Below are 22,424 nucleotides of genomic sequence, written 5' to 3'. Positions count from 1 at the left end.
TGCTCAGCTATTGAGAGTCGGGCCGTAATGGAAAAGCAGAATTGTTCCAGCGCGTGGCGGAAAGAAAGATCAGTTACGCCCTATCGCGGAAGCTACTGGGAGTAACCCCTTTTTCTTCTGAAAAAACCCGGCTGAAATAGCGGGGATTGTCGAAGCCCACGGCATAAGCCACCTCGGCAACGCTCAACGCTGATTGTAGTAGCAGCGCTTCGGCTTTTTGCAGGCGAAGTGCCCTCAGGTAAGGAATTACCGACATGCCGGTCAGCGCCATTACCTTGCGGTATAATGAGTTCCGGCTCATGCCCATCAGTTGACAGATCATGGTCGTATCGAGCGCCACGTTGTCCAGATGAAGTTCCAGGGTAGCGCGCAGTTTGGCCACAAACTGATCTTCCCGCGTATCGGTCCCGTCGGCGGAAGAGGGGTCTTCCTGCGGGTTACCCATCGCCCGCTGGCTGTAATAGCGCTGCAAAAGCTGTCTGGTCTGGAGCATATTGCCCAGCACGAGGAGCAACTCTTCCCGCTGGAAAGGCTTAACCAGGTACGCATCTCCCCCCCGCCGTAAGCCCGTAAGCCGATCGTCCATAGCGGCCCGGGCCGTGAGCAAGACAATCGGTATGTGGCTGGTGCGCTCGTCGTTCTTCAGGATACCGCAAAGTTCGAATCCGTCTTTGATGGGCATCATCACATCGCTCACAATCAGATCGGGAATGATGGACACAGCCTGGTTAATACCGATCTGCCCGTTTTCGGCCCGTATGACCTGGTACTCCTCCCGCAGGCAGCTCTGGATATAGGTGGCGGCATCGTCATTATCTTCCACCAGCAACAGCACGGGACGATCTGGCGTCTCTTCCAAACTGGCTTCGACCTGGTCGCCCATCTCACCCGGGTCAGATGTGGTCAGCATGGGCGCGGGCGGTACATGGTCGACCAGGGGAGCCTGCCGGGTCAGGGGGATACGGACCACAAATTCAGCGCCCGATCTGGATGGACCCAGTCTGGATGGACCCGGCCCGGAGGGGGCTGGTCGGTTGCGAACCGCTAGTCCACCCTGCATCAGACTAACCAACTCCCGTACCAGCGACAGGCCAATGCCAGTACCACCAGTGGCCAGCCCAGCCTGATGCGGCCCAGCCTGATGCGGCCCAGCCGAATCGTCGGACTGCTGCTGATAAAAGCGGTCAAAGATCCTTGTCAGGCTGGCCGGATCAATGCCGGGGCCAGTGTCGCTGACGGTGATTTGAATCCACGGGTCAGCCAACTGATGGATTGGCGTAAGGGCCTCATGGTAGCCCGCCGGGGTAAGTGGTTGCCAGTGGGGCTGAATAGTCACTTCGCAACGTACCTGACCTCCTGGCGGGGTAAAATGGAGCGCGTTTCCCAGCAGGTTGGCCACAATGTCCTGTAGCTTGTCCGGGCTGAAGTCGGCCTCCACGCTTTCTTCCTCCGTGTGCACGATCAGGCTCACCTGCTTCGTCCCGGCTATCGACTGGAACGATTCACCGACGAAGCGGATAAAGCAGATCAGGTCGGTTCGCACGAGTTTGAGCGGCATCTTGCCGGCTTCCAGCCGGGAAAGATCCAGAATTTGATTGATCAACCGCAGCAGGTTGCGGCCGTTGCGTTCAATCAGGATGGCCGATTGCTGCAACTGGGGATCGGCCTGCCGGCGTAGGTTGTCGGCCATGCCCAGAATCACCGTTAAGGGCGTGCGGAATTCATGGGAGATGTTGGCGAAAAAACGGGATTTGGTTTCGTCGAGTTGTAAGAGGTCCTGAGCCTGGCGGCCAATGATCTGAGTGGCCTCGTTGATCTGGGTTTGCAGCCGGATTTGTGCCTTCCGGTATTGCCATTCCCGCCATCGACCCCAGGCCCATACACCACCCAGCAACAGAAATGCCAGGGGAAAGGCAAACCAGCCGCGCAGGTAAAACGGCCGCAGTACCCGCACCCCAATGGAAAGGGTATCCGACGACATCCGGCCGTCGGCAGCCTGCCCCCTGATCAGCAGTGTATGGTCGCCGTAGGGCAGGTTACCCAGCCGTAGCGAAGGTTCGGTCTGGTAGTGCCAGGTATTATCCACGCCCCTGAATTGGTAGGCGTACGTATTTTTCTGAGCGTCGGTGTAGTTGAGCAGCGCGAAGTCGAGGGCACTACTGCGGTCGTTGGGGCTCAGCGTGATCTGATTGGTCCTGAGCAGTTCCGCTGTCTTGTTGACCAGTGTGTTGCGGTCGGCATCGAATTGGCGGAAAGAAACCACCCGCAGAGGCAGGGAGGGTGGCGGGGCTTCGGCTTCGAAATCACGCGGGTCGAAAGCCGTTACCCCGTTCAAACCACCAAAATAAAGCCGCCCCTGCGCATCCTGATAGTGGGCAATGCGGTTGAACTCGTTGTGGGTGATGCCGTTTTGTACCGTGTAGGTACGTGTGGTAAGCCGGACCGGGTCAAACTGCATGATGCCATTGTCGCTACTGAGCCAGAGGTGGCCCCGCCGGTCGGCATACACCGCATAGATATTATCGTTGTTCAACCCGTCGGCCCGTTTGAACTGGCGGTACTGGCTTAGGGATCGATCCCAGCGAATCAGCCCGGCGTTGGCCGTGGCCAGCCAAAAGCGTCCGTTGGGAGCCTGGTAAAAATGCTGGTAGCTGTCGGCGGGTAGCCTGAAGGTGCCCTTGCCGCCACGCCAGTAGCGGGCTGTAACACCTCGTCGGGGGTCAACCGTGTAGAACCCCGTGGTTGCGCAGAGCCAGATCGTGCCTTGCCGGTCGGTACCAATGTGGAGGACGTGGGCCTGGGCTAATTCGGGGAACTGGTTATAGCCCCGGAAGGGCGTTACGCGGCTGGCGACCGGGTCGACCAGCCACAAACCGGGATCGCCACCGGCCAGCAACCGGCGGGGAGTGGCCGAGAAAGGATGAATGGTCCATACGGCTCCCGGCCCGGATAGGGGCATCACGGTACTTTTGGTGGTTCGGTAATCGTAGGCGATCAGCGTATACCCTTCGCCTAAGTAGAGTTTGCCCGCCAGGTTACCGCTCAAACTAAGTAACGACCGCTGCCCCCCCAGCAGCCGACGGGCCGCTTCCCCCGAACGTCGGCTGGCGAATAAACCCATATCATTCTCCAGATTCGCGTAGAGCGTATCGCCAACGGTGGTAATGCCCCGAACTGCGGGTTGTTTTCCGTTACCGGACTGGTAAAATAAACGCTGAAAATAGTTCTGGCTAATCCGGATCTGGTAGAGTCCAAAGCTGGTTCCTAACCAGAGGCTCCCATTTTTGTCCCGAAAAAAACTCCGGTTATCAACCTGGTCACTGACCAGTTGATCGCTGATATCGAGGGTAACTTTTCCGGTGGAGTCACGCAACTGGTAACCATTCCAGACCAGTCCGCTCCGGTCGAAGGCATAAACAAGTCGCCGTTGCAATTTCGCCGGTTTGATCAGATCAATGGATTGCTCCTGACGACGACCCGACCCGTCGATTTTAAACAATTGGCCCGTATACGGGTGTTGCGCGTCTAGAACAACTCTGTAAAAGAATTCTGTACCGGCATGGCGCTGGCCTGAACAGGTAATGATAGTTCCTGAGTGGTCGTAGGTACGTAGTACGCGCCCGTCCTGCGTTAGTTCCACCAGTTGTTTATGGTTAGCAATGGCCCAAACGGTGTTGCGGGGGGTTACGGCCGCCAGCGTCAGGGTCGTATACTGGGGTAATGACACCGTCTCCAGACCCGACCTGGGATGGTAGACGTTTAGTTTAGCTGGCGGATGGTAATCAATGAAAAAGATCGTTCCGTCAGCACCATTCAGTAGCAGAAGATGCGGCAACACCGGAGGGGGAGGGCGTTGGGGCTGGTTGAAGCGTTTCCCGAAGGAAGTGGCTACGCCGGTTACCGGGTTAAAGAGGGTGATGGCTGATTTACCCTCGGGACCCATAAGCCACAGCAATCCGTCGGCATCCTGAGCAATGGATTGAATGTCATCAAAATCAAGCCCGTTTTTTTCCCGAGTATACGTCGTGAACGTAGCGCCGTCGAAGCGGTTAAGCCCAAACTTGGTGCCGAACCACATAAAATCCCGGCGATCCTGAAAAATGGCGTTCACTTCGCGGTGGGCCAGCCCCTGCTCGGGGCCGTAGCGCTGAACGGAAGCCGCAAAGTGCTGCGCCCCGGCCAATGAGGAGCAACCGACTAAGAGAACTATGACCAGGCTGATCGCTTTCAATACATGCTGTTTTAATGCCTGATTCTAGGAATGAGCAGCCAAATGTAAGTAGTATCCTATTATAATCTGTAGACTATGCGTGCATTAGCTGGCAGATCGCCTGACCCATGCTGGCTCACCGGCCTGTCGAAGGGGGCGACGTTCACTGCTCGTGGCAACTGACGTAAGCCGCCAGAGTGTGCCGCTCCTGGGGCTGATTTACCTGCTTTCCTGCTCTTTTTGGGCCTGCTGCACCAAATTTGCACCTATTTGGGTGAAATCTGCACACCGGTCCGACGGCCTTCGGATAACATTGCAAACTCATTCAGGACCGAAAAACTCCCCTTTTTTATCGGCCTGATTTAGCAGAAATCCGGGATTGAATGCCTTCGGATGTGCCTCTTCCGCACCCTTATCCGCTGCGCTTGCTTTACCTGCTTATTCTTATATGAGTGCCATGGCTCACCACAACGGGTACATGGGAGTAGATGTCTAACTAAACAAAGGTTCACGTATGATCTTTACCCCACCGCTGAATAGCCCCGCCCATCCATTTCCTCTGACCTGGCCGCCCCTTAGACTGTACGTTCGGGAGCGCGGCAAGCAGCATTTTCCCGTCAGCAGTCTGGTCTCTCTTCAATCTGAGGGCAACTACAGTTGGCTATGCTGGGCCGATGGCCGGCGCATGCTCATGCCGCGCACGCTTAAATGGTATATGGAGCAGCTTCCCCCTGCCCACTTTATCCGCTTTCACCGCAACTGCATTATCAACAGGCACTACATCCAGCGGCTGGAAAACTCAAAAGCGGGCCACATAGCTCATCTGTCGACGGGTGAGACCCTGGCCATTTCCCGTCGTCGCTGGCGGGACGTATGCCGGGAGCTACAGCTCTTCGGAGAAGCTGAACGAACCCCGACCCACGGCTGGTAAACCGAAACGCTACGGTAGTGCCAGATGGCTTTGTCCTGGAACCCTAACTGGTCAGCACGGCCCCTCGAATGCCCAGATCAACACGGTGCTGGAAGGACACAACGAAGGCAACGTACCTGCTGCGAATACCTCTTCGCAGGGTACAAAAAAGCCAACCCTCAAGTCGGGGCTGGCTTTTTGGTTTACTTAACCTAAACTAATCAAAAATCTTAACTACCTGACTGCATGCGATTTTTTAGTTCGTCGGCCCCCGTATTGCGCTGGCGGGCGGCTTTTACGTTCTGGTTACCAAATCGGTAGGTAAATGAAGCGCGGATGACGCGGCTTTGCCAGAACGATTTCACGGCGAAATCGATATCCTGGAACTTCGCAACGCCGCTGAATTTATTGCCCCAGAACAGGTCGTTTATGTTGAGGCTGAAGCGGCCTTTCCGTTCCCATACCTGCTTCTGAATGCCAATCGACAGGGCACTCTGTGGCTGAAACTTGTAGAAACCATACACGCCCGCCCCATTATAGTAACCGCTGACTTCTACGGATAGCGTTTTGCTGACGGTCAGGTTTTGGCTGCTATATACATTCCACGACGTCTGTTGCAGGGTTAGCAACTGATCGTTGTAGAAAGTCTTGTAGTTGTTGTAGAAGCCCGAGAGATTGGTCTGCATCTGCCACCATTTTGTCACTTTCACCGGGAAGCTTATGGTCAGGTTTATATTATCCTGATGGTCGATGTTCTCGCTGGTCACGTACGTTTTATTCTCGGCCGGAATCTGGTGTGGCACTTCGCTGATGATGGCGTCGCTGATACGGCTGTAGGCAAGGGTGGTAATAAATGACTGCTTGAAGGTGTGGGTCAGTTGGAGCGAATTTGTAAACTGCGGGCGTAGATTGGGGTTCCCCTGCTGATACGTATACGGGTCAAGGAAGAAGATGAACGGGTTCAGTGTCTGGTAGTTAGGCCGGTCGATGCGGCGGCTGTAATTCAAAGACAACGCATTGTTGGTGTCGAGTTGCTGCGTTACGAAAATGCTTGGGAACAGGTTCGTGTAGGTACGTTCCCGCACGTCGTTGAGCGTGACTGAGTTACCTACCGAATGCGTATGTTCGAGGCGAAGCCCTGTTTGTAGCTGCGTTTTCTTGCCGAGCTTGGTACTGTAATTCGCGTAGGCGGCCGAAATAGTCTCCGTGTAGATGAACCGGTTCGAGCGGCCGGCATCAACAGCCCACACATCCGATTTCGTCTCAAATGCCAGGTCGTTGTCTGATTGTACCCGGCTGTTTTTCAGACCCGCCTCAAACTTTCCGTTGCCAAGTGGGTGCGCATAGTCGACCTTGCCAACCAGGATGCTGATGAATGAGGGCATGATGTTACGAACCGAGTCGGGGCGGCCGCTGGGTGTTCCGTCGGGGGTGAAGTATTGCGTACCGAGCACGTTGCGAGACCGGCCGTTGTAGGTGACGTAATCGACGTCGGCGCTCAACTCCCGCCCTTTATCATTGAGCTGGTGCTTCAGGTTCAGGTTATAATTCAGGTTCGTCAGCCCGTTGCTTGCAACGCCATTGGTCGAGAATCGGCGTGTAACAGCCAGTTGTTCGTTCAGGATATCGGTCTTGCTTTCCGAACTGGGCTGATCCCAGGCTTCGGTAAAACCGCTGAACAGCACCCCAATCGTCGTTTTTTTCGTTACCGACCAATCCGCGCCTGCCTTGAAATTGTGGTTCTGGCTGCTGCCAAACCGGCGGCTATGCTGGTCGAAGTACGTCACATTACCTTCGTAAGGGATGCGGCGATAAATGTCGTTCCGGTTAAAATTATTGTACTGGCCGAAGCTGTAGGTGCCAAACAGATTGACTTTCCCTTCCCGGTGGTTCAGGTTCAGCGACGTAGATGCCCGGCCCCGGCCGTCGGGTTGCAGTGTCTGGCCAACGCCCACCGTGAAGGTGCCGTTGGTGCCGAAATTCTTGTTCTTTTTGAAGCGGATATTGATAATGCCTGAGTTACCGGCGGCGTCATATTTCGCTGATGGATTGGTAATTACTTCCAGTTTCTCCACATTGTCGCTGGGCGTATTGCGCAGCAGGTTCATCAACTCCTGCGTAGACAGATACGACCGTTTGCCGTCTATTTCAACGATAACGCCGCCTTTACCCCGCACCTTTATCTCTTCGTTTTGCTGATCGACCGTGACGCCGGGTGCTTTCTCAAGCACTTCCAGCAAGGTGTTTCCTGCTGCTACGGCACTGTTTTCAACGTTTACGACCATGCGGTCGACCTGCTGCTCGATGAACGGCCGTTTGGCCACAACCGTCACTTCTGATAGCTTCCGCTGCTCCTCCGTTAGTTTCAGGCTGGGCAGTTTAATCGTAGTGTGCTCGGCATCGAGGGCGAACGGTTGGCTGTAGCTTTTGCTATAGCCAACCTGCTGAGCTGAGAGTAGATACCGGCCGATGGCAATGTTCTCGAACAGGTACGTTCCCTCGGCGTCGGCTACGGCACCTTTTACCAGCGTTGAATCGCTTGCCTTGACAAGCAACATCGTTGAAAAAGGGAGTGGTTTATCGGCCTGGTCAAGGCATTGGCCAGTTATTGAGCCCTTTATTGGTTGCTGCGCGTTGGCCGTCGTATACGCGAACCATGAAATAACGGAGAGTAGAATGAGTAACCGCATAAGAGAAGTGGCATGGGCCGTTAATGATGTTGTAAAACTAAGGTACTAGGCACTGCATAGTACCTGATCTTACACGAGCGGCAGGTTTGTCATGTTCAGTGGTCTATGGCGCTGTATAGACACCATTCCCCTTTTTTCTGTACATAACTACCCAATAGATGAGCGAAGGGGAGCGGTACGTTGCATGGTCCCACCAAAAAAGTTGAGAAATTCATTGGCCTCTCGGCTGAACTGTCTGCCGATGACTAACAAAAAACCCGGTCTGCAAAGCGCAAACCGGGTTTATGCCAATCAGTATAGTCCTGCGCTTAGTCGACGCGGTAGGCTACGACGGTATTTTTAAGAAACGTAGGAACGAGCAACAGCTTCCCCTTTTTGATATAGGTTATGTCTGCTGAGTTGGTTTTGCTGGTTCGGGTATCGAGCAGACTCTGTTTTTGCCCGTCCTTGTCCACGAAAAATACCTGTCCATTCCAGTCTGATACAAAGTGGCCTGATTTGCCGTCGCTCACAATGCCGTCGGTGGCTGCCATTCCATCGGCAAGGGTGGTCATTTCTTTGGTGTCTAAATCGACCCGGCGCAGGGCACCTATTTTCGTGCTTCCGACGAGGATTGATTTTGTTCCTTCGGCTAGCAAACCATTTGGCTTGTTGAGTTGCTCGCCCGACATAAGCACCTCCCAATTGCCATTTTTGAGGCGGTAGATTTTATCAAATCGGCTATCCGATACATAAACGGTGCCGTCTTTAGCCACCGTTACGTCATTCAGGAACGCATTTTTCGGGTCTACCGCATCATACGTTTTCTCAACCTGCCCGGTAGTGGTGTTAATCTCAACCAGTCGGTACACGTCTGTTACATAGAGCTTGCCCTGATGTAGCCCCATGCCTTTGGGGGCATTAAGGCCGGTTGCCCAGCGTAGGTTGGTGATCTTGCCATCGGTGGTCATCTGGCTGATGAAGCCATTGCCGTCGAGTTCATCGGACTTGCCGTCAATGTTGGCCACGTAAACGATGTCGGTAGAGGGGTCGAAAAGTACGGATTCGGGAACGCGTAGGGTAGAGTCTGACTCCCAGACTTTTACCAGTTTTTTTGGCTTAGGTTTTGCTACTGTGTTCTGGCTGATGCCAAAAAGAAGGCCAGCGGCTATAAGCAGGTAAGCAAGTCGGATTGAGGAGTTAATCATGATTCGTTTATTTTTCAACGCAAAAGAAGTGCAGTTTCCATCCAGTACAAGCCTGGCCAGCAGATTTCCAGTGATCGGCTGCCGTAGGCCAGTCTATAAGCTGCTGCCGAAAGGAGGCTGCCAATCGTGCCGTTTGCCAAATTTATTGATTAGCCAATTTTAATAAACCTTCTCACTATGAACAGGTTATTGACCTGCTACCTTCTAAATCATAAACCATGTTTACCCAACAGAACCAACAACCTGCGGCTTCTTCGCTGAAAGCAAGTATCCAGGATCTGGCCCGTCTGCATCAGTTTTACGACCCCTCTGATGACATGCTTTGGGCATTTTTCGACGCACGCGTGCTACGCGATCAACCGATCGAAGTAGCTGATTTTGTCTTGCAAACGGTATTGTCTAATGAGCCTTACGGGCAGATTCCAACGGCTACCGTGGGATAAATGCCGGGCTATGCGTAACATTACGCAGCTTTCCGGGGCGGTTTCCGGCATTTAGTTTCATTCCACTCTCCGTCTGTTTTATGCAAATTGGATTTGTTGGCCTTGGTAAAATGGGCTTTAACATGGTGCTCAACCTGCTGCGCCATAAACACGAAGTAATTGGTTACGACATCAACGAGGCGTTGGTGAACGACATAAAGGGCGAAGGCGCTCAGGGCGTGTTGACCCTGCCGGACCTGTGCAATGCGCTGGAAGGGCGCCGTATAGTATGGTTGATGATTCCGGCCGGCCCACTGATCGACCGCGTAATCGACCAACTGTTACCACTGATCAAAGAGGGAGATATCCTGATCGACGGCGGTAATTCGCACTATAAGGATACGCTCCGGCGCTACGCCATGCTGAAAGAAAAAGGCATTAATTACGTAGACTGTGGAACGAGCGGTGGGATGGAAGGTGCCCTGAACGGTGCCTGCACGATGGTGGGGGGCGATCCCGATGTGGTTTCATACATCGACCAACTGTTCCAGGATATGTCGGTTGAAAACGGTTATCTCTACACCGGTCCGGCAGGTAGTGGGCACTTCACCAAGATGGTCCACAACGGTATCGAGTATGGCATGATGCAGTCGATAGCCGAGGGGTTTGAGGTGCTGGAAAAAAGCCCATTCCCATATGATTATCAGGCTGTTGCCAAGATGTGGAACAACGGGTCGGTTATCCGTAGCTGGCTGATGGAACTGGCCGAAAATGCGTTTTCGAAAGATGCCAAACTAGACAGCATTCTGGGACGGATGCACTCATCGGGCGAAGGCAAGTGGACGCTGGAAACGGCTCTTGATATGGGCGTACCTACACCCGTTATTGCCATGTCGGTGCTGATGCGGTACCGGTCGTTGCAGGAAGACACCTTCTCGGGTAAAGTAGTAGCCGCCCTCCGAAACGAGTTCGGCGGCCACGCGGTGGATAAAAAGTAAACGTTGACTTGAAGTTCAATGTCTACCGTCTAAAGTTCAAAGGCGCTGCTCATTACCAATCAGGTTAATGAGCAGCGCCTTTGAACTTTAGACGGTAGACATTGAACCTTACCCCTAAAAACATTCCCCCTTACCACACAGTTGATAGCCTGATGTACTCTTCGTTCTGAACTATGGCTGTTAATCTGCTTACCTATTTATCCGATCAGTTCACACCCTCGGTAATCGACCAGTTGGGTCAACGGATTGGCGAGTCGCCTGCTAAAACAGGCAATGCCATCAAGGCAATTATTCCGGTAGTACTGGGTGGCCTTGCCCAACGTACCCACACTATTACTGATGCTGACGAGATCGTCGACTTTCTCCGTCATTCCAAGTATACAAAAACTGGTACGCCCCTCGATATTGCACAGGTGAGCGACACAGGAGCCGAAATGCATGATGCCGTTTCGACGGGCAGTACCTTCATTGAACGCATACTGCCTGCGCGTGTCGATGCGGTAGCCCGCGAGATTGCCCGGCATAGCCAAATCAACCGTACGTCGGCCTTGAGCCTGATGGATCTGGTTGGTGCGGTGCTGGAAGGTGTGCTGGGTCGGCAATCGCTCGAAAATGGGCTGACTGGCGTTAACCTGAGTACGCTGGTAGGCGGGCAGGTTGCCGACATCCGGGCTGGTATACCCGCCGGGTTGGCTGCTTTCGCCACGTCGCTTGGCTTCGATAAATTAGGAGGCCCCGCAACCGGCGACGGGCAACATGTGACCACCTTCATGAGCACGCCGGTAAACCCCGATATTCCAAAAAGCCCGCTGGTTGAACGGGAACGGGAAAACGTAAACTGGTTGCGGTGGGCGATGATCGCCGTGGGTGCACTAATTCTGTTTCTGATTATTCAGAAATGCCGTCAGCCGCAGACAGGCGTCGATGGCGTATATACAGATACGACAGCTCGCTCTGAACCCGATAGTCGGGAAGATACGTCGGCTGTTTCACGGGCCAACGCCGCCAAATCGAACGGATCACCCACGGGCTCGATTCCAGGTGGGCCAGCCGGGGCTGCGGCGGCCGATGCGGAAGAAAAACGACAGATGGACCTGCCCGGTGGTCGTCGGATCAGGGTAGCATCCAATACGTTCAACGCGAACCTGGCTCAATTCCTGGCCGGAAAAACGCGGCCATTACCCCGAACATTCACGTTTGAAAACCTGACGTTCGAGACCAATTCGACGAAGATTACCAACGAATCGAAACCCAACGTCAACGATCTCATCGAGATTATGAATGCGTATCCCTCGTTGCAGATCAACATTCAGGGCCATACCGATAATACGGGGGATGCCGTTGCTAACAAGAAACTTTCGCTCGACCGGGCCAACACGGTTCGGGACGTGCTGACGTCGGCCGGTGTGGCAGCCAATCGAATTACCACTCAGGGGTTTGGCGCTGAAAAACCCACCGCTACTAATGATACGGAGGAAGGGCGCCAGAAAAATCGCCGCATCGACGTTGTGGTCACGAAGATTTAACAGCCGGTAGTCTAATGTAGGCTCCGGTGTAGAGGCGCAAGATTTTGCATCTTCATGCACGATTTTGCCCCGCTACAAAGCTACTTTTGCTGGCTAGACCGCCTACTATGTTTGCTGACGCGATTGACATCGTCGATCCATTTACCCGCCCCATTCATTCGATTATCCGGCTGTATGGCCATAATGAAGTTATCCCCGGCTCGGCAACACTCTTCTTTGTCAATGACAAAGCCTGTGCTATTACGTGTAAACACGTGGCCGAACTGATTGTCCAGTCTGATTCTATCTATGGTCAGTTCAACGCCTTTCGGGCCGAAATAAGACAGTATCAACGGGATAAAAATTACGCGCACCTGCTGCAAAAGATGGAAGAAAAATATGGGTTCAAAAGCGAAACCGTGATCCGGGTACGTAATATGTTCATGAACTGCGTCGATCAGTTTACGGAACTCAAAGTTGACCTGCATCCTACGCAGGATCTGGCCCTGATTCGCTTCATTGGCTATAACCGAACCTTATATAAAAGCCACGCCACCTTTTTGCGTGACAGCAGCCGGGCCCGGCCGGGAAGATCGCTCTGTCGGCTTGGCTATCCGTTTCCTGAGTTTACAAACTATTGGTACAACACGGATAAAGACGATATCGAGTGGATTGCTGAAGGTCGTGATACGACGCCCAAGTTTCCGATCGATGGCATCATTACCCGACTTCTGTCTGATAATGGCACCAATGTAACCGGCATCGAACTCAGTACGCCCGGTCTGCGCGGGCAAAGCGGCGGCCCGTTGTTCGACATAAATGGCCTGGTATATGGCATGCAGGCCGAAACGCGCCACCTGCACCTGGGCTTCGATATCGAGGGGCGTGACGTGATGGTGAATGGCCGGAAAGCGCGCGTCTCCAATTACCCGTTCCTGAACGTGGGCGCCTGCATCCACGTCGACGTGATCAAACGCTTCCTGAGTGACCATAATGTAACGTACCTGGAAGGCTAAAAGCAGGGGAGTGGACGAACCAGACTGCGCGGAACTACCTATATTTGAGGCGCTTCGTAACCGTCAGGCGCAGTGCCGTTCACTCCTCCATATGAAATATAGCTTACTTTCCTTCGCGTTGCTAGCTGCCAACCTATCGGTGGCACAGGCGGTTACAAATAACTCAGGTACGTATACGTCAATAACCATCTACGATCCGTTTCAGATCGGCTATAACGACGTAAGCGGTTCGCCGTTCATTCCAGAAAAAGGATTTGCTACAGGCTACGTCACTGTCGGCGGAACAACCCCCCAGAAACTCAAAGCGCGTTATAACACAGAAGCTGGCCAACTGGAATACCTCGAAAAGTCGAAAGTACTTCGGATGACCACACCAGTGAACGAATTCAGGATGGTGGTGAATGAAGGCGACACGCTTCTTTTCCGAACCGGATATTCGGGGAAAGGGGAACTGGCTAAGCCATTGTACTGCCATGTAGTATATGAAAGCAAAAAAGCGACCTTGATACGTTCGATCATCTCGGTTATTAAAAAAGATGAAGACCCGATGAGTGCTGATTTTGGCAAGAAACGCTTTGTGCAACGGGAGCAATCTTACCTGGTAGTTGCCAAGGAGATAACATCGGTAACCCCATCGAAATCATCCGTACTGGCTGCTTTCCCGGCCGACCAGCGTGAGGCATTCACCGCGGTGCTTAATAAGCAATCCGGGAAGCTGAAAACGTGGGCTGATGTGAAGAAAGTACTCACAGAGTACGATCACAATTAAGAGTGACTGGTAAGCAGGAGCTGGTTGATTCATACAACGTACCTGAGCGAAGCATGCCTCAATCCTTTAACTCAGCCTTACTTTGAACAGGTCTCTCGAACGGGTGTAGATGTAGCTGACTACCAGCACGGTGACCACGCCACCCGCCAGCACCGACCGGACCGTGCCCAGTACCCGAGCCGCTACGCCCGATTCAAACGCCCCGATTTCATTCGACGAACTAACGAAAATGCCATTTACGGCCGCTACCCGACCGCGCAGGTGATCGGGCGGAAAAATCTGCATGATCGTCTGGCGGATGATCACACTGACGCTGTCGAAGGCACCCGTGAGCGCCAGCATCATGAGCGAGAGGTAGAAATTTGTAGACAGGGCGAAAACGATTGTGACTACGCCAAATGCAGCCACCGCCAGTAACATATTGCGCCAGGCATTGTGCGTGGGCGGGTATTTTGCCATCGCCAGCATCGTGACCACCGCGCCCACCGATGGAGCCGCCCGCAAGGCACCCAACCCTTCGGCCCCTACCTTGAGTATGTCTTCGGCGAAGATGGGCAAAATGGCCACCACACCACCAAACAGCACCGAAAAAAGGTCTAATGAAATAGCATACAGCACAATACGATTGCTGAAAACAAAGGCGAAGCCTTCGCGCAGGCTGCTCCAGAAGCCCACGTCCGTAACCGAATGCGTGGCAACAACGGGGTGCCGCTTAATCAGTGACAGGAAAATGAAGCAGAGAACATACAGAAAGATGGCGGTCAGCAACGTGTTCTCAAACCCAATGGCGGCGTAAAGCAACCCAGCCACACCCGGCCCAACAATGGCACCGGCCTGCCAGAATGAACTGCTCCAGGTCGAGGAATTAGCGTACAGTTCGCGGGGAACCAGGAATGGTTTCAGCGATGAACTGGCGGGGGAATAAAAACCGCGTGCTGTGCCAATCAGCATCAAAACGCCATAAATAACGGCCAGGCGCGCCGTCTGCGAGAATTGACTGACAACCGACGGCTGGAAGGCCGCGTATAAAATAACCGACCCCAGCATAATCACGATGAGGCTGAGTTGCAGGATGCGCTTTTTATCGCGCCGGTCGGCCAGGTGCCCGCCAAATAACGACAGAATAATGAACGGAATCGCTTCGGCCAACCCCACCAGCCCAAGTGCCAGCGGATCGTGGGTGATTTTGTATAGTTCGTACCCCAGAATCACCTCCTGAATGAGTAAGGTGATCGTGAAAAAAAACGAATTGAGAATGTAGTAGAGGAAATCGGGAATACGCAGCGAGGCGTACGGATCGTGAGGGGCAACTGAATCGGAAACAGGCATACAGAAAAGTCCAAAGTCTAAAGTCCAACGTCTAAACTTGCCCGGACGGTTCACCCGCCGACAACTTCAGACATTGGACTTCAGCCATTGACTGTTGAACCTACCTATCTAGGGGTACATCGTTTGCACCGTAGCCAGATCGAGGGGCGAGAGAGCCGTGCGCTGCGCATCGAAGGTCGAGCCGTCTTTCTTCACCAGCGTGGGTTGCCCGTTGACCGAGAAGCTCCAGGAATGATACAGCATGATGGAGCCGAAGTCAAATCCACCCGGCTGATCAAACCCATCCTTGTTCTGCTGCACATATGTCTGGAAGTCACTCTCAAAACCGGGCTGAATATTCTGGGTCAGCACCGTGACGGAATTGTCCCGGTCGGCCCGGCTATGTTCATGGTACAGGCCCACTGTATGCCCAATTTCGTGAATCGTATTCCCCGTCGTGCACCAGTCGGCCAGGGTGATGAACTGCTGGCCACCCACCCGGCCAATGTACGACGAGCAACCACCACCGGGTTTGAAGGTAACATAGCTCAACTGGGTGGTGCGCTGCACAAAACGGATGGCGGTATTGGCTTCCCAGTGGGCGATGGCCTCGGTGACCCGCTGGGGATAAGGCAGCGTTGGATCAACGGTGTAGTAAACGATTTTGCTGGGCCAGCGCAGGCTCTTCAGGGTGCGGCCCGCGCCCTGAGTGGCGTGGTCGGCATCGCCCAGTTGATCGGCCGACAGCATGATGTCACCCTGATAAACGGCCTCTCCATTGACCATTCGATAGGTGATGGGTTGGCCCAGGTAGGTGCCGGTCTGGAGGGTGCCGGTCTGGTTGGGAAAAGCCATTTCCAGAGGCTGGCCGCTATGTTTGGGACTTAACTGGTCTTGTTGCTGATCCGTTGAACAGCCGATGATACATAAAGCTGCCAGTGCAGCACCCGCAATAGAGAATGGAGAGCTTTTCATGTTGTGGTTGAATAAATGTAAGCGTGAGATGGTTGAGTTAATGAATATGTGCACTTCTGTTAATACTCAAATATAAGGCCAGGCCTTAAGCCGGATTTAATGCTGTAACATACGGAATAGGCCTGTTCTGTAGATTTCTATACTAGTAAATTTGTTCAAATGCAAGAAATAGTGTGTTTAAATTCTTAATATCTACTTAAGTACTGGATTAACTGGTTTGTATATAGGCACTTAGCCTTCTGTAAGGCTGGTAGAGGAGCGAATTAAGAAGAAATAAGTTATCTGATTAGTAATATAGTTATATGACATATATACAAATACAGGAATGAGAGTAGCTTTACTTCAGGATGATAAACTTCCTTTGGTTGCCCCTATCAAGCTGGTAACTGAAAGAAATTTATCGTTTTGGTTCATCTTCAGTCTACTACCTTGGTTTTTTATCTACTAATTTTTTTAATTATTTCTTTGTATTTCAATTGGTTAAGAGCTGGTGAGCTATGGGCTCGAAAATAGGTATCAGGCAATTTATTCACTAGAGGTCATGGTCAGGGAGTTCACAGACGCTGAACCGGATCTGTTCGCAGATAAGCCGTTGTGCCTATACTTCGCGACTACGGAATTTGTACTTTAACCAGATTGTAGAGTGACAGGGTCATACGCTGTATACAGGAAGTAGAGGCGTCTTTCCTAACAACGATAGGTTGTGCGATGACCGGGAAACTCCCGACTGGTAGCCTATGTCGGCGTTAAAGTTGAAGTCCCCGCCTGGTAAAATCTATCCTTGTTTTGCTGAGCGCAGATCTGAAAACCGCCGCCGAAGTCCGCTTGAATGGCTTGGCCTAACACCGTTACAGAGGCATCATAAAACACCATGCCAAGTGATTGTGACTGTACTATAGTCCCGCCGGATTCCCGTTTTTGTGGATAGTATTCTACACGTCTACAGGCAATAATTAGTGTGCCAACAATTGCTCAATCAGAATAACTTATTGTATGTCGATATTTCCTATCAGGCGGTTTATTGGTGTCGCCAATTGAAAGTAGATGAGAAGGCGATTGTTTATTAATGGTTGGAATAATGCTATATTTTGGCGACTTTTTTATAGGTCAAGAAAAATGAGCTACTTTCGTTTTCCACTGCTTAGCGCATGCTATTGCAGTTTTCTTATACGTAAAATTCCCTTTATCTATGCCTGTTCGTCTGATTCCCCGGGTTGCGTCGGCCTATGAACCACCCATGCTGATCAAGAATCTCCTTCATCAATCGAACCGATACGAGCCGAACCGGGAGATCGTCTATCGCAACCTGTTCAGGATGACCTACACAACGTTCAATGAGCGGGTGCAGCAACTGGCCAATGTGTTGACCGATCTGGGAGTGGAGGCTGGCGATACCGTCGCCGTAATGGATTGGGACAGCCACCGGTATCTGGAGGCTTTCTTTGCTGTTCCCTGTCTGGGGGCCGTGTTGCATACGATCAACGTGCGGTTGTCTCCCTTCCAGATTCTGTACACGATGAATCATGCCGTTGATAAAGTGGTACTGGTTCATGAAGATTTTTTGCCGCTGCTCGATGGAATTCGATCGCAACTGACCACGGTTAAGACCATTATTGTGCTGAGCGACGCCGTGTATAACGCGACCACAAAACAGGTCGACACCGCTCGTTACACAGCCCCCGACAATACGGCGGGCGAGTACGAAACCCTACTCGCGGCTGCGTCAATCACGTTCGACTTTCCCGATTTCGACGAAAACGCGCTGGCCACCACGTTCTACACGACCGGCACAACGGGCCATCCAAAAGGCGTGTACTTCTCGCACCGGCAGCTATTCATGCACACTATGGGCTTATGCACGTATGTGTGTGGCTATCAGGCCGCGTCGTTCCAGTCGAATACGGATGTGTATATGCCCATCACGCCTATGTTCCACGTACACGCCTGGGGATTTCCCTATTTAGCTACCATGCTGTCGGCTAGACAGGTATATCCTGGTAAATACGAACCGGAAATGCTTTTGAAACTGATTCTGACAGAAGGCGTTACGTTTTCGCACTGCGTACCGACCATTCTGAACATGCTGGTGAGCAGCCCGGCGGTCGTGCAGTTCCGCGAGCAGTTGAGCCGCTGGAAAGTCATCATTGGTGGTTCTGCGCTGACCAAAGGGCTGGCGTCGGCGGCTATGAAAATGGGCATCCGGGTGTATCAGGGATATGGCATGTCAGAAACGGCCCCCATCATGGCGGTAACGTACCTGAATGACACCGAGCGCGTTTTACCCATCGACGAGCAGGTGCCGCTGCTGACGCAGGCCGGCCGAATTGCCCCTTTCATCGAGATGCGCCTGATGGACGAGCTTGGCAATTTTATGCCGCATGATGGCGAAGCCGTGGGCGAAGTGGTAGCCCGTGGCCCCTGGCTAACGCAGGGGTACTGGCAGGAACCCGAACGCGGCAGTGAACTGTGGCGGTATGGCTGGCTTCACACGGGCGATGTAGCCAGCATCACCCCCGACAACTGGGTGCATATTGCCGACCGAACCAAGGACGTGATCAAGACGGGTGGTGAATGGGTGTCGTCGCTGGAAATCGAAGACCTGCTTTCTCAAATAGAAGGAGTGGCCGAAGTGGCCGTGATCGGGCTGCCCGACGAGAAGTGGGGCGAGCGGCCGCACGCCATCATTGTGCCCAAATCCGATTATAAAGATAAGCTCCGCCCCGACATGATAAAAGCGGCCCTGCAAGCGCGGGTCGACAAGGGTGAACTGAACAAATGGTACGTACCTGATCGCATCATCTTCGTACTGGAAATCCCGAAAACCAGCGTCGGTAAACTCGATAAGAAACGGATGCGGACCGAAATGAAAGAGGAAATTTTGAAATAAGTTTGCCGTTTACTATTGCGCTGCTAAGCCAGAGTCAAGTACGTTAGCAGCGCAACAGTAAACGGCAACCGGCAACCTTTTTTTCCATGACTCGAATCGGGCTTATTTCCGACACCCATAGTTACCTCGACCCTACGGTATTTACCCACTTCGCCGACTGCGATGAGGTATGGCATGCAGGCGACGTAGGCGCACCTGATGTGGCCCGGCAACTGGCCGATTTTCGGCCGTTGCGCATCATCAGCGGTAATATTGATTCGGAGCGCGATTATCCTGCCAACCTGCGTTTCGATCTGGAAGGATTTTCTGTATGGATGACGCACATCGGCGGATCACCACCGCGCTACAATCCGACGGTTCGGCCTGAGCTTCAGATCAACACACCTGATCTGTTCATCTGTGGGCATTCCCACATTCTAAAGGTCGTGCGTGATCCGAAGCTGGCCAACATGCTATATCTAAATCCCGGTGCGGCCGGAAAAACAGGCTTTCATCTACAACGTACCTGCCTGCGCTTTACGCTCGATGTCGGCCGAATCAGCGACATGCAGGTGATTGAGTTGGGGAAACGCTAAACGGTTGCTACCGGCTCGTGACGTTGCCACCAAACGGTTGGCCCATCCGGGTCATGGCCTCAAACGCATCCGCGTTGGTATTGATAAATGGTGTTACGATCAGTCTTACATTTGTCCAAAATGGACGATGTTGTCCGATTGAATACTTCTGATTAAAATTTGTGCGAATGGCTTGCATGTATTCGATAGTTGGTTGACAATAAGGCGTATATGCTTTAATAGCACAACGCCCACTAACGACCATGAAACAAAATTGACTTTTAAAAAGATTCAGTCTTATTGGAATAGTGCAACTAGTTCGTAGGTCAGCCCTTCGTTTTCAGGTATAGTGCTATAGATTCTTTTAACGATTCCCTCTTTTCAGGTACGTTTTCGCGCTAATGACGTTCGATCCGGTTGCTCCCTTCTATGATATACTGGCTCGGTTAGCGTTTGGGCAATCCCTGATTCGGGCGCAGGAATGGGGCATTGATCAGGTACGTCCGGGGAGTCGCGTGCTGGTGCTTGGCGGCGGAACAGGGGCAACGCTACCGTATCTGCTGGCCCGGCAGCCTATCCATATCACATACATAGAGGCGTCAACGGCCATGCTTCAGCGGGCCAGGCAACGTACCCAGCCAACAGCAACCATTACGTTTATAGTTGGTACTGAAGCCGATCTGTCAGCGAAGGAGAAGTTTGACGTTATTCTGCTTCCGTTTGTGCTGGACCTTTACCCCGCCGATACGCTTCAGGTACGTATGCTGCCTCGGTTATTACGCCACCTCAACGCGGATGGGCAGCTTGTTGTGACGGATTTTGACCGTCCCCAAACTTACTGGCAACGGGGATATATGTGGCTGATGCTGCGATTCTTCAACGTTACCGCCAACATTGTTGTCCGAGAGTGGACTAATTGGCCCGACGCCCTGCGGCAGGCTGGTTTAACCGAGAAAATCACCCGGTCGTTTCGCGGTGGCCAGGTACGTTCCGGCTGCTGGCTACGGGTTCAGTAACGTACCCAGCCAGTACCAACATTACTCCAGTAGGTCGGTTAGGGCTTCATGGACATCATCAAACTGGCCGATATCGTACCATTCGTCGCCACCAATATCGAGGTAATGACCGTCGCGTTTCGGTGGTTTGGCAGTGCCTTCGCCGGGGATGAAATCGTGGGCAAAAATCGTGCTCATCAACGTCCGAAGTTGCTCCCAGGGCAGCGTCCGATGCTGCTCTTCCCGGTTTTGGATCGTAATCAGTTTCACAACCCTGGTTGCGAACTGGGCCTGTAGGTGTACCTCCGCGTCGCCGCTCCGCTGGAAGCTGAGGTAGCTCAGTTCAAAAGGCTTTTCTTTACCACCCGCCTCATAAATGGCCTGAATCAGTTCCTGAACTGAATACATGAATACGTCGACATTAACTGGTGTGCCAACTTCAGGGTCATCATAACCTGAGTCGATCGTTACTTCCAGAAAATCGTCATCCTCATCCAGTGTTGACTCGTCGAATGGGCCAAGTTTGGTCGTTGACACAACGTTGTGAATGACCGGCAACCAGGCGGTGCCAAGCTGTCCCGACCACGCAAAGTTGTCATTCATGGTAAATCCTTCACCCGTAATGTCTTCTTCGTCAAGGTCCTCGCGGTCGGTATATGTGATGGCGAAGTCGACCTGTAGGCCGCTCATACCGGCGGGGCGGGCGGTTAATTCGTAGAAATGGGTGTAAGGGGCCGGAATCATGCCAGCCGATTGGTAGCGAATATGAAGCGAAACGAACGACATGATTCGGTGAGGTTAGTGGCGAAACGGGAATGCAGCACCCGCCAGTTTGTGATACAAAGATACAGCACCCGTTGCCGCCAACGTGCCTATGCCTGCGCCCGCCAGCACATCGAGTGGGTAATGCGCACCAACGTAGATGCGGCTGTAGGAAACGACAATCGCCCATAGAAACAGCCAACCTACCTGTTTGTAGCGTTGCCCAAACAGCAGCCACAGGCTCATGGCAAGAGCAAAGGTGTTGGCGGCGTGAGACGAGGCAAAGCCAAACAACCCGCCGCAGGGCAACACAGGGTGAATCAGCGGTTGCAGCGCCGCTTCATGGCAGGGCCGGAACCGAAGCGTGAGTGGCTTAAGTACAGACGAGCACACCTGATCACTCGCCGCCACGGCAATGGCCAACGTAAGGACCAGCGCCACAGCCCGCCAGCCGAAACGCCAGCCTAGCCAGATTACCAGCAGGACGTAAAAGGGAATCCAGGTATTTCGCTCGGTAAACAGCACCATGACTGGGTCGAGCCAGGGTGTGTAATGGCCGTTTAGAAAGAGGAATAAAGCGGTATCGAACTGGTTAAGGGCATCGCGCATGGTGGCGCAAAGATAGCGGAAGCGGGCACGGAGCGTAGCTATTCAATGATGTGTCAGTCCGGCTTTTCGGTTAAAAACTCATCCGTAAAGTGAGCTTTCTGTTTCGGCTTTATGAATTTTTCGGCGTTGTAGCTGGCTGATTTTCCTTTCGGAATTGAGAGTGACGTCCAGTCGGTATCACGAGCCATTTTGCCAATGAATACGATCTGACCAACATGGTACGGGTAATGCGCGAGTTGTCGATTGATAGCTTCGGTAATGGTATGCCCCTGATTACGGATGAAAATCTCGCGTTGCAGGTCGCCGGGTGTCAGGAGCCGGAGGGCCGAAAACAGGCATTCCCACCCTTCGTTCCAATTGGCCATAAGCTCCTCGCGCGTGTTAATCGTGGGCTCAAACTCACTTTCCCGGCTGCGCCATTCTTTTTCGCCATCAGTGGTTAAAAAGTCGGTCCACCGGGATAACATATTGCCCCTGAGATGCTTGACGATGATGGCAATGCTGTTGCTTTCTGAATTGTATTGCCAGAACAGTTGCTCATCGGTCAGTTGGTCGATCGTCTTTTCGCCAAGCAGTTTGTAATAAGCGAATTGCTTTTGGACACTGGTCAGGTAATCGTCTGTCATG

18 protein-coding genes are annotated in these 22,424 nt (G+C 52.8%); 9 read left to right on the top strand and 9 right to left on the bottom strand.

The genetic code is table 11. The annotated features are described in order from the left end of the window. Positions 1-73 precede the first annotated feature (73 nt). On the bottom strand, positions 74-4,231 hold the full coding sequence (locus ACFE8Q_RS13400) for a two-component regulator propeller domain-containing protein (protein ID WP_375445900.1): 4,158 nt from the start codon (positions 4,229-4,231) through the stop codon (positions 74-76). A 493-nt stretch (positions 4,232-4,724) separates the two neighbouring features. On the opposite strand from ACFE8Q_RS13400, the gene ACFE8Q_RS13395 reads away from it, so the two are divergent. Further along, positions 4,725-5,141 (top strand): LytR/AlgR family response regulator transcription factor, encoded by a 417-nt coding sequence (locus tag ACFE8Q_RS13395; RefSeq protein ID WP_375445899.1) that lies wholly within the window; start codon positions 4,725-4,727, stop codon positions 5,139-5,141. Between the two features lie 209 nt (positions 5,142-5,350). Here ACFE8Q_RS13395 and ACFE8Q_RS13390 read toward each other — a convergent pair whose 3' ends face one another. Together ACFE8Q_RS13390 and ACFE8Q_RS13385 are read right to left on the bottom strand one after the other, a co-directional pair. Further along, positions 5,351-7,810, bottom strand: coding sequence for a TonB-dependent receptor domain-containing protein (locus ACFE8Q_RS13390; protein WP_375445898.1), 2,460 nt, complete (start codon positions 7,808-7,810; stop codon positions 5,351-5,353). Between the two features lie 308 nt (positions 7,811-8,118). After that, entirely contained in the window at positions 8,119-8,997 is an 879-nt protein-coding gene (locus ACFE8Q_RS13385) for an SMP-30/gluconolactonase/LRE family protein (protein ID WP_375445897.1), read from the bottom strand. Between the two features lie 218 nt (positions 8,998-9,215). On the opposite strand from ACFE8Q_RS13385, the gene ACFE8Q_RS13380 reads away from it, so the two are divergent. The 5 genes from ACFE8Q_RS13380 to ACFE8Q_RS13360 all read left to right on the top strand — a co-directional run bounded on the left by ACFE8Q_RS13380 (position 9,216) and on the right by ACFE8Q_RS13360 (position 13,707). After that, the gene (locus tag ACFE8Q_RS13380; RefSeq protein ID WP_375445896.1) at positions 9,216-9,440 is read left to right on the top strand and encodes a hypothetical protein; all 225 of its coding nucleotides are present in this window, start codon (positions 9,216-9,218) and stop codon (positions 9,438-9,440) included. A gap of 80 nt (positions 9,441-9,520) precedes the next feature. Further along, positions 9,521-10,417 carry a phosphogluconate dehydrogenase (NAD(+)-dependent, decarboxylating) gene (gnd, locus tag ACFE8Q_RS13375; protein WP_375445895.1) on the top strand — a complete coding sequence of 299 codons (897 nt, stop codon included), beginning with the start codon at positions 9,521-9,523 and terminating at the stop codon, positions 10,415-10,417. Positions 10,418-10,590: 173 nt separating this feature from the next. Continuing rightward, positions 10,591-11,943, top strand: coding sequence for an OmpA family protein (locus ACFE8Q_RS13370; protein WP_375445894.1), 1,353 nt, complete (start codon positions 10,591-10,593; stop codon positions 11,941-11,943). A gap of 107 nt (positions 11,944-12,050) precedes the next feature. After that, entirely contained in the window at positions 12,051-12,938 is an 888-nt protein-coding gene (locus tag ACFE8Q_RS13365; RefSeq protein ID WP_375445893.1) for a serine protease, read from the top strand. A 91-nt stretch (positions 12,939-13,029) separates the two neighbouring features. Next, entirely contained in the window at positions 13,030-13,707 is a 678-nt protein-coding gene (locus ACFE8Q_RS13360; protein WP_375445892.1) for a hypothetical protein, read from the top strand. Positions 13,708-13,773: 66 nt separating this feature from the next. On the opposite strand, the gene ACFE8Q_RS13355 is transcribed toward ACFE8Q_RS13360, so the two are convergent. Together ACFE8Q_RS13355 and ACFE8Q_RS13350 are read right to left on the bottom strand one after the other, a co-directional pair. Then, entirely contained in the window at positions 13,774-15,036 is a 1,263-nt protein-coding gene (locus tag ACFE8Q_RS13355; RefSeq protein ID WP_375445891.1) for an MFS transporter, read from the bottom strand. Positions 15,037-15,144: 108 nt separating this feature from the next. After that, positions 15,145-15,990, bottom strand: a complete 846-nt coding sequence (locus ACFE8Q_RS13350) for a M12 family metallopeptidase (RefSeq protein ID WP_375445890.1) — start codon at positions 15,988-15,990, stop codon at positions 15,145-15,147. Between the two features lie 1,189 nt (positions 15,991-17,179). Here ACFE8Q_RS13350 and ACFE8Q_RS13345 point away from each other — a divergent pair. Beyond that, on the top strand, positions 17,180-18,877 hold the full coding sequence (locus ACFE8Q_RS13345) for a fatty acid--CoA ligase (RefSeq protein ID WP_375445889.1): 1,698 nt from the start codon (positions 17,180-17,182) through the stop codon (positions 18,875-18,877). Positions 18,878-18,963: 86 nt separating this feature from the next. After that, complete coding sequence (locus ACFE8Q_RS13340; RefSeq protein ID WP_375445888.1) at positions 18,964-19,452, top strand: metallophosphoesterase family protein; 489 nt, start codon at positions 18,964-18,966, stop codon at positions 19,450-19,452. A gap of 7 nt (positions 19,453-19,459) precedes the next feature. Here ACFE8Q_RS13340 and ACFE8Q_RS13335 read toward each other — a convergent pair whose 3' ends face one another. Further along, complete coding sequence (locus ACFE8Q_RS13335; RefSeq protein ID WP_375445887.1) at positions 19,460-19,630, bottom strand: hypothetical protein; 171 nt, start codon at positions 19,628-19,630, stop codon at positions 19,460-19,462. 202 nt (positions 19,631-19,832) lie between these two features. On the opposite strand from ACFE8Q_RS13335, the gene ACFE8Q_RS13330 reads away from it, so the two are divergent. Next, positions 19,833-20,447, top strand: coding sequence for a class I SAM-dependent methyltransferase (locus ACFE8Q_RS13330; protein ID WP_375445886.1), 615 nt, complete (start codon positions 19,833-19,835; stop codon positions 20,445-20,447). A 21-nt stretch (positions 20,448-20,468) separates the two neighbouring features. Here ACFE8Q_RS13330 and ACFE8Q_RS13325 read toward each other — a convergent pair whose 3' ends face one another. Genes ACFE8Q_RS13325 through ACFE8Q_RS13315 form a run of 3 tightly spaced genes read right to left on the bottom strand, consistent with a single transcriptional unit; the run spans position 20,469 to position 22,423 of the window. Continuing rightward, positions 20,469-21,212 carry a hypothetical protein gene (locus ACFE8Q_RS13325; protein WP_375445885.1) on the bottom strand — a complete coding sequence of 248 codons (744 nt, stop codon included), beginning with the start codon at positions 21,210-21,212 and terminating at the stop codon, positions 20,469-20,471. A 12-nt stretch (positions 21,213-21,224) separates the two neighbouring features. After that, a complete protein-coding gene (locus tag ACFE8Q_RS13320) occupies positions 21,225-21,797 on the bottom strand; it encodes a phosphatase PAP2 family protein (protein ID WP_375445884.1) in 573 nt (190 codons plus the stop codon). Between the two features lie 53 nt (positions 21,798-21,850). Beyond that, the gene (locus ACFE8Q_RS13315; RefSeq protein WP_375445883.1) at positions 21,851-22,423 is read right to left on the bottom strand and encodes a DUF1572 family protein; all 573 of its coding nucleotides are present in this window, start codon (positions 22,421-22,423) and stop codon (positions 21,851-21,853) included. Position 22,424: the final 1 nt, after the last annotated feature.

Source organism: uncultured Fibrella sp. (genome assembly GCF_964250085.1).
Classification (GTDB): Bacteria; Bacteroidota; Bacteroidia; order Cytophagales; family Spirosomataceae; genus Fibrella.
The sequence above is the reverse complement of the archived record's forward strand: the minus strand, read 5'-3'. Positions and strand labels throughout refer to the sequence as shown.